The sequence below is a fragment of the Sphingomonas hengshuiensis genome (genome assembly GCF_000935025.1).
Classification (GTDB): domain Bacteria; phylum Pseudomonadota; class Alphaproteobacteria; order Sphingomonadales; family Sphingomonadaceae; genus Sphingomonas; species Sphingomonas hengshuiensis.
On the sequence record NZ_CP010836.1, the window covers coordinates 1,075,396 to 1,085,419 of the forward strand.

Annotated in this window: 9 protein-coding genes; 4 read left to right on the top strand and 5 right to left on the bottom strand. The window is 68.8% G+C overall.

What is annotated here, in order from left to right; translation table 11 throughout:
* Positions 1 to 10: 10 nt before the first annotated feature.
* Positions 11 to 1,687: a GMC family oxidoreductase gene (locus tag TS85_RS04790; RefSeq protein WP_044330753.1), complete on the top strand. Its 1,677-nt coding sequence runs from the start codon at positions 11 to 13 to the stop codon at positions 1,685 to 1,687.
* A gap of 42 nt (positions 1,688 to 1,729) precedes the next feature.
* On the opposite strand, the gene TS85_RS04795 is transcribed toward TS85_RS04790, so the two are convergent.
* From TS85_RS04795 to TS85_RS04810, 5 genes are all read right to left on the bottom strand, one after another.
* Positions 1,730 to 3,778, bottom strand: coding sequence for a TonB-dependent receptor (locus TS85_RS04795; RefSeq protein WP_227698668.1), 2,049 nt, complete (start codon positions 3,776 to 3,778; stop codon positions 1,730 to 1,732).
* On the bottom strand, positions 3,718 to 4,086 hold the full coding sequence (locus TS85_RS26055; RefSeq protein ID WP_227698669.1) for an STN domain-containing protein: 369 nt from the start codon (positions 4,084 to 4,086) through the stop codon (positions 3,718 to 3,720). Before TS85_RS26055 ends, TS85_RS04795 begins: the two co-directional genes overlap by 61 nt.
* Before the next feature lie 82 nt (positions 4,087 to 4,168).
* A complete protein-coding gene (locus TS85_RS26060; protein ID WP_044335865.1) occupies positions 4,169 to 5,119 on the bottom strand; it encodes a FecR family protein in 951 nt (316 codons plus the stop codon).
* Between the two features lie 33 nt (positions 5,120 to 5,152).
* Positions 5,153 to 5,665 (bottom strand): RNA polymerase sigma factor, encoded by a 513-nt coding sequence (locus TS85_RS04805; RefSeq protein WP_044330754.1) that lies wholly within the window; start codon positions 5,663 to 5,665, stop codon positions 5,153 to 5,155.
* Between the two features lie 74 nt (positions 5,666 to 5,739).
* Positions 5,740 to 6,378 carry a M23 family metallopeptidase gene (locus tag TS85_RS04810; RefSeq protein ID WP_044330756.1) on the bottom strand — a complete coding sequence of 213 codons (639 nt, stop codon included), beginning with the start codon at positions 6,376 to 6,378 and terminating at the stop codon, positions 5,740 to 5,742.
* A 141-nt stretch (positions 6,379 to 6,519) separates the two neighbouring features.
* Between TS85_RS04810 and TS85_RS04815 the strand changes: the two genes are divergently transcribed.
* The 3 genes from TS85_RS04815 to TS85_RS04825 are packed head-to-tail and all read left to right on the top strand — an operon-like array spanning position 6,520 to position 10,023.
* On the top strand, positions 6,520 to 7,329 hold the full coding sequence (locus TS85_RS04815) for an aldolase/citrate lyase family protein (protein ID WP_227698670.1): 810 nt from the start codon (positions 6,520 to 6,522) through the stop codon (positions 7,327 to 7,329).
* Positions 7,330 to 7,351: 22 nt separating this feature from the next.
* Positions 7,352 to 8,161: an inositol monophosphatase family protein gene (locus TS85_RS04820; protein WP_320407145.1), complete on the top strand. Its 810-nt coding sequence runs from the start codon at positions 7,352 to 7,354 to the stop codon at positions 8,159 to 8,161.
* Positions 8,158 to 10,023 carry a polysaccharide biosynthesis/export family protein gene (locus TS85_RS04825; RefSeq protein WP_044330764.1) on the top strand — a complete coding sequence of 622 codons (1,866 nt, stop codon included), beginning with the start codon at positions 8,158 to 8,160 and terminating at the stop codon, positions 10,021 to 10,023. The genes TS85_RS04820 and TS85_RS04825 overlap by 4 nt, the downstream gene beginning before the upstream one ends.
* The last annotated feature ends 1 nt before the right edge of the window (position 10,024 follow it).

Here is a 10,024-nt window from a genome sequence, read left to right on the forward strand (position 1 = left end):
GGGATAGATCGTGGCACCGACCAACAGGTTCGACGCAATTGTCATCGGCTCGGGCGTGAGCGGCGGTTTTGCCGCCAAGGAACTCACCGAGAAGGGGCTGCGCGTCCTCATGCTCGACCGCGGCAAGATGGTGGAGCATGGCGAAGGCTATCCGTATGACGGCAAGCCCGCCTATGAGGTTCCCGCGCGGAACATCATGCCCAAGCCGCTGATGGACAGCGATTATTTCATCGCCAAGTACGGCTATGTCGCGCCCAGCAGCCAGGGCTTCTACAACAACGACCGTCTCAATCCCTATGCCCATGACGAAGGCAGCAAATTCTATTGGATCCGCCCCGGTGCGGTCGGCGGCAAGTCGCTGATCTGGGGGCGGTGGAGCTTCCGCTGGAGCCCGGAGGATTTCGAAGCGAACAAGCGCGACGGCATCGATGGCGTCTGGCCGATCGGCTATGACGACGTTGCGCCGTGGTACAGCTATGTCGAGAAATACATCGGCGTATCGGGCTCGCGCGAGAACCTGCCCTATCTGCCCGACAGCGAATTCCAGCCGCCGATGCCGATGAACATCGCGGAGAAATGGCTGAAGGAGCGGCTCGAAAACGAGTTTCCGGGCCGCAAGCTGATCAACAGCCGCCTGTCCAACATGACCGAGGACAAGCCCGACCAGAACCGCACCAAATGCCAGTTCCGCAACCAGTGCGGCAATGGCTGTTCGTTCGGCGCCTATTTCTCGACTCAGGCCGTGACGCTTCCCGCCGCGCGGGCGACCGGGCGGCTGACGCTGACGTCGGATGCGGTGGTCACCAACCTGGAATATGACCCCGCAAAAAAGCGCGTGACCGGCGTGCGCTATATCGATGCGAAGACGGGGCAGGCGCAGGTGGTGCATGCCGACCTGGTGTTCCTGTGCGCGTCGGCGATGGCATCGACTCAGATTCTGATGAACTCGCGCGCGCCCGGCAGCGACCGCAGCCATTTCGACGCGAGCGGCACGCTGGGCCGCTATGTCATGGATCACATCTTCCGCGTCGGCGTGGAAGGGCAGATCCCCGGCATGAGCGAGTATATCGAATATGGCCGGCGCCCCGGCGGCGTCTATGTCCCCCGCTTCCGCAACATTGGCGGCGAGGAAGGCGTCGGGTTCAAGCGTGGCTATGGCTATCAGGGGAGCGCACGCCGCGATCCCGCCGGCCCGGTCGGCTTCGGCGCTTCGATGAAGCAGGGGATGCGCGGCTATGCGCCGTGGCGGTTCAGCATGGGCGCGTTCGGCGAATGCCTCCCGTACCGCGACAACCATGTCTCGCTCCACCCGAGCAAGGTCGATCGTTTCGGGGTGCCGCTGATGCGGTTCGACGTACAGTTCCGCGAGAACGAACTGCGGATGATGGCCGACGCCAAGGTGCAGGGCGAGGCGATGCTAAGGGCGGCGGGCCTCACCAATGTCACCAGCTATGAAGGCGAGCACGTCCCCGGCGACGCGATCCACGAAATGGGGGGGGCGCGCATGGGCGCCGATCCGCGCGCGTCGGTGCTCAATGGCTGGAGCCAGGCGCATGACGCGCCCAATCTGTACGTCACCGATGGCGCACAGATGGCCTCCGTCTCGTGCGTGAATCCGTCGCTGACCTTCATGGCGCTGACCGCGCGTGCGGCTGACCACGCCGTGCGCCAGTTGAAGCACGCCTGAATTCTAACCCCGGTCCTGCCCCGCGACGGGCGGGGCCGGGCTTCAGAACGCCATTTCGAACCCGATCCGGGCACTGCGCGGCTGGAGCGGCGTGATCTGGTTGCGATCGCGCACCAGAAAGGGCGAACCCAGCGCAAAGCGGTTGCCGCGGGCGTCCAGCAGATTGGTAAGCGACAGCGTCACTGCGCGTCGCTTGCTGCCCACCCGGAATTCGAGCCCCGTGTCGAGATAATCGCCCTGCAGCTGGCCGAGGATATCGCCGATGCCGAGCGTGGATTTGCCGACATATCGGGCAAAGCCGTTGATGCCCAGATCCAGTCGCGACGACAGCGGCGTCGCATAGTCGAACCCCAGCCGCCCGGTCGCATCGGCGACATTGGGCAGCCGATCGAAATTCGCCTGCGTCACGTCCGAAGACAGGGCGGCCAACGCCGTGCGCGACGTGACCTGGCTGTCGTTGAGATACAGCGCGGCGTCGAGCGACAGGCCGGGCGCGACGTGCCAGCGCGAGGACAGCCCGACCGACAGGACGCGGCCATCGCCGACATTTGCCGTGGTCGGAAACCCGAACCCGTCGATCAGATCTGCCTGGATGTCGCGCCACTCCGTCCATGATCCGCTGAGCGACAGGTTGAAATTGCGGCTGGTATAGCGCGCGCCGGCCTCGGTCGTGGCGACCCGATCGCCCTTGAAACGCTGGACGAAATCGAGCCGCACGGCAATCCCGCCGGGGCGGAACCCCTGTTGGTAGCGGCCGAACAGCGTCAGGCGATCGGTCGCGCGATAGGCGAGTGCGGCAGAGGGCAGCATCCGGGTTTCCGATCGCGTTGCGTTCGCGGTCGGGTCCTTGCGGAACGCCACCACGCGCAGAACGTCCTGCGAGTCCCCCGCAAGGCGCGAGTGCGTCAGGCGTCCTCCGAGCGTAAGCATCAGCCGGTCGAGCGGGGCGATCGATCCCTCGCCATACAGCGTCTGCTCGTCGACCTGGTTGCGCACGCCGGTCAACGCGATGCTGGCGTTGCGCGCGACGCCCAGCGGGCCGACGTCCATCCGCCGGTTCACGCGCGCCTGGTTGTGCAGCACGCTCAGCCCCACCACCCATCCACTCCCGTGCGGGCCCCGGCGGGCCAGCCGGGTTTCGGCGGTCAGCATCGATATCCGGTCGGTCTGCACGAACGCCGAAGACGCAGTGGCCGCGACTGGTATCGCATCCGGGGCGGCATTGGGCAGTTCCTTTCCCAGGAACTGCTCGAACACATATTGGCCGGTATAGCCCAGCGACGTCGCAAGCTCGAGCGTGCCCCAGCGCTTGCGTGCGACCAGATCGGCGAGCCAGTAATCGTTGCGGAAGGGCTGGGCGATGCTGCTCGCCCGGCTCAGCCCGTCGCCGCCATCGCGTTCGGCATATTGGCTGTCGTCGCCGTCGATGCGCTGGCCGACGCCGCTCAGGTCGATCGTCCAGTCGTTGCCCGGTGCATAGCGGAGTGCGGCGCGGCCTCCATAGGTGCGCACCGTGTTGACGTCCTTCAGCCCGCGCTCGGTATCGTCGATATAGCCGCCATCGCCGGAGCCGAAGGCGAGCGCGCGCAAGGCGAGCGTGCCCTCCACGATGGGCAGGTTGAGAATCCCGCCGCCGTCGACGCCGGGCCGGCCATGCTGCACCGCCTGCGCGCCGCCCCATGCCGCCCCCGCGACGCTATCGAGATCAGGCGCGTTGGGCACGACGCGGACGACCCCGCCCAGCGAGCCTGCGCCATATAGCGTCCCCTGCGGCCCTTCGAGGACTTCGATGCTGCGGATGTCGTACAGGCGCAGGCTGGGGTCGGGCGCGCTGTAGGTGATGCGGCTGCTGCCCCAATATTGGCCCACCGTGGCCTGGGTGGGGCCGACGAAGCTCGAATCGGCGATGCCGCGAATGAACAGCTTGTTGCGACCGGGGCCGAGATGCGTCGAGACGACACTGGCGGCGCGCGTGCTGATCGTGTCGCTGCCATGGCCGGCTGCTGCTGCGGAGAGGGTGCTGCCGTCGATCACCTGGACGCCCCCGGGATAGACGCTGAGCGGAACGTCGCGCTTGGTGCCTGTGACCACGATCTCGTCGGTGGCGAGCTCGGAGGGTGCAGGTTCCGTCGGGCGCGGGGCGCGAGCGGGCGCGGCTGCGCGGCGCGTTTGGGCGCGGGTTCGATCAGATAGGTGTTCGGCGCCACACGTCGCGCCTGCAGCCGGGTGCCGAGCAGCAGCCGCTCCAGCGCCTGCCCCGCCGTGAACCGGCCGCGCACCGCCGGCACGCGCTGTGCCGAGAGCCGGGCGTCGCGAAAGCCGATGCTCGCGCCGCTCTGCGCGCTGAGCAGGCGGATCGCCGCGTCGAGGCGCGACGGGGGGATATCGATCGGCGCCACGCGAGCGCGCCCTTCGCTCTGGGCATAGGCAGGGGCACCGATCAGCAGGGCTGCGGCGGAAAGGGAAGCGAGGGCGGTGAGTCTATCGCCGAGGGGCACTAGCCGGAACCATCGTCCAGTTATCGCCTTCCTCGATAAATCGCACGCCCAGCAAGGGGCCGGCACGCGCGAAGACCTGTTGGGGGGAGCCCTCCAGCATGAGGGTCCCGGTGAACCGCATCCGTTCCGCGCCGCGCCGGGCCTGGATCGTCTGGCCGGTGTTGCGGCCCAGATCGCCCGCGACCTGATCGAGCGGCGCGTCGTCATATTGGAGCTGGCCGGTCTGCCAGCTGCCGATCGTCTGCGGGCTTGCCTTGCGCAGCGCCGGTGGCGACACCGCGTCGGAACGCGAGAGGGCGTCGCCCGGATTTAGGCGGATGCGCTGGCGGCCGGCGCTGTAGTCGACTGCGCCCTCCGCTACCGCGACGTCGATCGCCGTGCCGTCATGCACGACATTGAACACCGTCCCGACATCGATCAGCCGCGTGCCATGGGCGGTGACGACGAACGGACGTTCGGCATCATGCCTAATCTGGAACAGCGCCTCGCCGCTGGCCAGCGCGACTTCGCGCGGCGCCTTGGGATCCAGGGTGATCCGCGTATTGCCGTTCAGGATCACGCGCGATCCGTCGCCAAGTTCGACGGTGCGGTGCTCGCCCGCCGCCGTCGCGATTTCGCGCGGGCCGCTCGCGGGTGCCAGCACCGTCCAGCCTCCGGCTGCGACGAGTGCGGCGGCCATCGCGCCACCTGCGGCAAACCAGCGCCTGCGCGATGGCGCGCGCGCGGGGGCGATCGGCCTCGGGGGACGCTTCTGCGTCAGAAGCTCTACGGCCCAGGCATCGACGTCCAGGGCGGTTTCATACGCGGCCAGATGCGCGGGATCGCTTTCGAGCCACGCGGTCAGGCCGTCCCAATCGTCGAACGCCGCGTCCTGGACGCGCAGCGCCCAGCGGCGCGCCGTCTCGTCGATCGTATCAGGGAAAGGTCGCGTCATGCCCATTTCCCTGACAGGACGGAGCCGGTGCCGCTATTCCGCATCGAAACGTGCTTTTAGTTCGGCGAGCGCGCGATACGCCTTTTGCAGGTCTTTTTCGACCGAGCTGAGGCTGACGCCCAGGTCGCGCGCGATCGCCGCCTGTCCCACGCCGTCCAGCCGATGGCGGCGGAACGCCTGGTCCACGCGCGGGCCCAGCGCCGCCAGCGTCGCCTCCGCCTCGCGCACGCGCTGGCGCGCGATCAGCGTGCGTTCGCCCTGCGGCGCCTCTTCGGTGCCCAGGCTGATATCGTGCCATTCGGACTGGCGGCGCTCACGGCTCAGCATCGAGCGGCGGCGGTCGCGCATCAGGTTCTCTGCGGCGTGGAACAGATAGGAGAGGGGGTCGGAAACGGGCTCGCCCGGCACCGATGCGACGCGCTGCCACAGGTCGTGCAGCACATCCTCGGCATCGTCGCCCGCACCGCGCGCGGCGAGGAAGCGCAGCAGCCGCGTCCGCTCGCTGAGGAGGACGCGCTGGAGCCCGTCGACGGCCTCAACCGGCATGACGTGCCGTGGCGGTTGCGCCGTGCGGTCCGGTTCGGTCCGCGCGGGCACTGCGACAGGGCTGCACGCCGGCATCACAGCCCCGCATCGGATGCGGACCTCGCGCCGTCGCGCGCCTTGGCGAATGCCGATATATGGGGTGCGGTTGGAGCATCGGAGGTGCGCGCAATCTCGGCATCGCCGGACAGATAGGCAAGGGGCTCCGTCGCGCGGCCGTGAAGGCGCACTTCGAAATGGAGGTGGCTTCCGGTCGAACGCCCGGTCGACCCCATCAGCGCGATCGTTTGCCCCGTGGTCACCGGCGTGCCGGCGGCGACCAGAAGCCGCGACAGATGCGCATAGCGTGTCGTCATTCCGCCGCCATGATCGATCTCGACCAGATTGCCATAGCCGCCCGCAGCGCCCGCGCGACGGACGATACCGTCGGCCGATGCCTGGACCGGGGTGCCCGGCGCGCCGGGTATGTCGATGCCCGCGTGCATGCGGTGCCCACCGCGCAGCGGATCGCGGCGATCGCCGAACCCGGAGGAGAGCGGGGGCAGCGCCGGTGCGGCCTGCCGCTGGCGCGCGACCGGCTGGGATCGTGTCGGCGCGGGGGCGGGCGTCATCCGTTCGCGAAACGCGGTGCTGTTGCCCCCCGGCAATGCCTCGGGCGCACCCGCGTTTGCCAGCAGCAGCGCGCAGGGAAGGTGAAGGGCGGACAGCAAGGGCATCGGCCCAAAGACGGAGACGTCGCGGCGATCCCGCAGGGCCGGGGCAAAAGATTTTTTCCCGTGCGATTTTCTTGCGGAAACGCCGCGTGCGCTCCGTCCCATCTTCCAGTCGCACAGGTCGATGACATCCGGGAGGTAAAGGTGAATTCCACGGAACGCCGCATGCTGGACATGCTCAAAAAGGGCCGCGACCGCTTTGGCGTGGTCGCCGTAAAGGCCGAGTTCGAAGCCGAGGGCACGCGCCCCGACGAGTTGCTGCGGCTGCTCGAACTGGCCTATCGCGCCGACTTGAAGGTCGCGCTCAAGATCGGCGGTTGCGAGGCGCTGTCGGACCTCCATGCCTCCAGGCTCTATGGCGCCGACTATATCATCGCGCCGATGGTCGAGACGCCATACGCGCTCTCGAAGTTCATCGAGGTGCGCGAAAAGGCCTATCGCGGCACGCACGACACGCAGTTCCTGTTCAACCTCGAAACCGAAACGACCCTCCGGAACCTGGACGCGATGCTGCCGCTCGCCAAGGCGGGGCTGGACGGCATCGTGTTCGGGCGGGTCGATTTCACGCTGTCGCGCGGGATGCCGCGCGGCGCGATCAACGAGCGGGTGATCACCGATGCGGTGCTCACCGTGGCCCAGGCCTGCGCGGCGCACGATCTGGAGCTGGTGGTCGGCGGATCGGTGGCGGTCGAGGCGGGGTCGGCGCTGCGCGAAATCCGCAGCGTGCGGCTGGATCGGTTCGAGACGCGCAAGGTGATCTTCGACGGTGCGGCGGCGGACTCCGCGCAGTTCGAGGCGGGGATCGCCAATGCGGTCGCGTTCGAGCTGGCCTGGCTGGAGAACAAGCGCGACTATTACCGCGAGATCGCCGACGAAGACGCGCCGCGCATCCGCATGATGCAGGAGCGCAGCGCCGCCGCCGTGCGGAGCCGGCTCGCGAGCGTGGCTGCCTGAACATATGCCGCTGCGCGAGGCCGTGACGACATTGATGCAGGGTATCGCCGCACGCGTGGTGATGCCGCGCTTCCGCATGCTTGCGGACGGGGACGTCGCGGAGAAAAGCCCCGGCGAAGTCGTCACGATCGCCGATCGCGAGGCGGAGCTGCGGCTGCACGAAGGGCTGGCGGCGCTGGGCCTGGGCGCGCGGATCGTGGGCGAGGAGGCGGCGGAGGTAGAGCCCGCGCTGCTCGACGATGTCGGGCAGGGGCTGGTGTGGCTGATCGACCCGCTGGACGGCACCGCCAATTTCGCGCGCGGCGACGCCCCGTTCGGGATGATGATCGCGCTGGTTGAGGATGGCGTGCCGATCGAGGGATGGCTGCTCGATCCGCTGACCGGGCGGCTGTGCCATGCGGCGCGGGGCAAGGGGGCTACGTGCGACGGCGTGCGGCTGCGCGCGCGGGGCACCGGACGGGCGGTGCCGGTCGCGGCGCTGGGCACGCAGTTTCTCGCCCCCCATCGCTGCGCGCGGGTGCATGCCCATGCCGAGCGCGAGCTGGACCTGCTCCCGATCCCGCGTTGCGCGGCGGAGAGCTACCCGCGCGTCGCGCTGGGCGTGAACGACCTGACGCTGTTCCAGCGCACCTTGCCCTGGGACCATGCCGCCGGGGTGCTGGTGCTGACCGAGGCGGGGGGCGTCGTCACTGACTGGCACCGCCAGCCCTATCGCGTCGGCAGCGGCACCGGCGTGCTCGCCGCTGCCGATGACCGCCTGTGGCGCATCGGCGCCGACCTGTTGCTCGGCCACGAGGCCGGGTTGATCGCATTAGAAGATTGCCTGTCATGAAAAACATTTGGACGTCGTTGCTCGCCGGGTCCGCGCTCGCGCTGGTGCCGGGGGGCGCGCAGGCGCAGCTCGCCGCGCCCGTATCGGGTGGCGGGCAGCAGCAGACCGATGGGACGGCGCGCAGCGCGGCGGCTGGGCAGGTCGCGGTTCCGCAGGCGACGCCGCGCCCCTTCGCCCCAGCCGTGCTGGAGGCGCCCGCGCCCGATATGCGGGCGGCCCCCGAGGACAAGCCGGTGCCGCCGTCCCGGCCCGCTCCCGCCGCGCCGAACGAGTTCGAAGCCTTTGTCTCCGGCGTGGTCGGCAAGCCGCTGCGCCGCTTTGGCGCCGACCTGCTCGTCCCCGGTGCGCGCGACTTCACGGCGCCGCCGACGACGACGGTGCCCCCCGATTACGCCCTCAACCCCGGCGACGAGCTGCTGCTCGACCTGACCGGATCGGTGCAGGCGACCAATTTGCGGCTGACGATCGACAGCGAAGGGCGGATCTTCGTGCCCCGCGTCGGCGCGGTCGCGGTGGGCGGGGTGCGCTATGGCGACGTCCGCGCCCTGATCGCGCGGCAGGTGTCGCGCCAGTATCGCGGGTTCGATCTTCAGGTCCGGCTGGGGCGGCTGCACGGCATCACCGTCTATGTCACCGGCTTCGCGCAGGCCCCCGGCTCGTACACGGTCAGCAGCCTGTCGACGCTGGTGAACGCAGTGCTGGCGGCGGGCGGCCCCGCCTCGGGCGGGAGCTTCCGCTCGATCCAGCTGCGCCGGGGTGGCCGGCTGATCTCGGACTTCGACCTGTATGACCTGCTGCTCAAGGGCGATAAGAGCGGCGACGCTGCGCTCCAGAACGGCGACGTGCTGTATATCGCCCCCGCCGGCGAGCAGGTGGCGGTGATCGGCAGCGTCAACCATGAGGCGGTTTTCGAAGTCGCGCCGGGCGAGACGCTGGAACAGGCGATCTTGTACGCGGGGGGCGTCAACACCGTGGCCGACAGCAGCCGGCTGATGGTGCTGGATTCGCTGGGCCGGGCCGATGCCGGGTGGCAGCAGTTCAGCGCCGCCGAGGCGGGGACGCGCAAGGCGATGCGCGGCGACATCATCCGGGTGCTGTCCAATGTCGGCATCGCGCGCCCGCTGGAGCAGCAATCGGTGCTGGTCACCGTCAGCGGCGAAGTGGCGAAGCCCGGACGCTATTATTTCCGCCCCGGCACGCGCATGGCCGACGTCATCGCCGCGGCGGGCGGCCTGACGCGCGATGCCTTTCCCTATGCCAGCGTCATCACGCGCGAGAGCGTGAAGGCGCAGCAGAAGATCAGTTTCGACCGCGCGGTAAGCGACATGGAGTTGCAGCTTACCGCCCAGCCGGTAACCTCGGTCAACCGCGCGCAGCTCGCGCAGGCGGGCAATGCAGCGCTCATCAAATCGGTGGTCGAGCAACTCCGCGCGCGGGAGCCGAGCGGGCGGCTGGTGTTCGACCTGCCGGTCTCGGCGCAGACGCTGCCCGGCGAACTGGTGGTCGAGAACAACGACACGGTGTTCGTCCCCTCGCGCCCCGTGACGGTGGGCGTGTTCGGCGCGGTGCCGAGCCCCGCCTCCTTCGCCTATCGTCAGGGCGACACGATCGGCGATTTCGTGCGCGTCGCGGGCGGCGTCCAGAAGCTGGGTGACAGGAAACAGATCTTCGTCGTGCGCGCCAACGGCACCGTGTTGACCGATGGCAAGCGCGTGCTGAAGGCGCCGGCCTTGCCGGGCGACCTGATCTATGTTCCGATCGACGCCAATCGCGGCGAATTCTGGGCGCGCTTCCGCGACATTTCGGGCAGCCTGTTCGGCGGGCTGGTCGGCGCCGCCTCGATCTCCAATCTGGTGAATTGAG

Bases quoted from the DNA above. Each gene is read 5' to 3' on its own strand.
- TS85_RS26060 (WP_044335865.1), bottom strand. From the start codon at position 5,119: ATGACGCGACCTTTCCCTGATACGATCGACGAGACGGCGCGCCGCTGG.
- TS85_RS04805 (WP_044330754.1), bottom strand. From the start codon at position 5,665: ATGCCGGTTGAGGCCGTCGACGGGCTCCAGCGCGTCCTCCTCAGCGAG.
- TS85_RS04810 (WP_044330756.1), bottom strand. From the start codon at position 6,378: ATGCCCTTGCTGTCCGCCCTTCACCTTCCCTGCGCGCTGCTGCTGGCA.
- TS85_RS04825 (WP_044330764.1), top strand. From the start codon at position 8,158: ATGAAAAACATTTGGACGTCGTTGCTCGCCGGGTCCGCGCTCGCGCTG.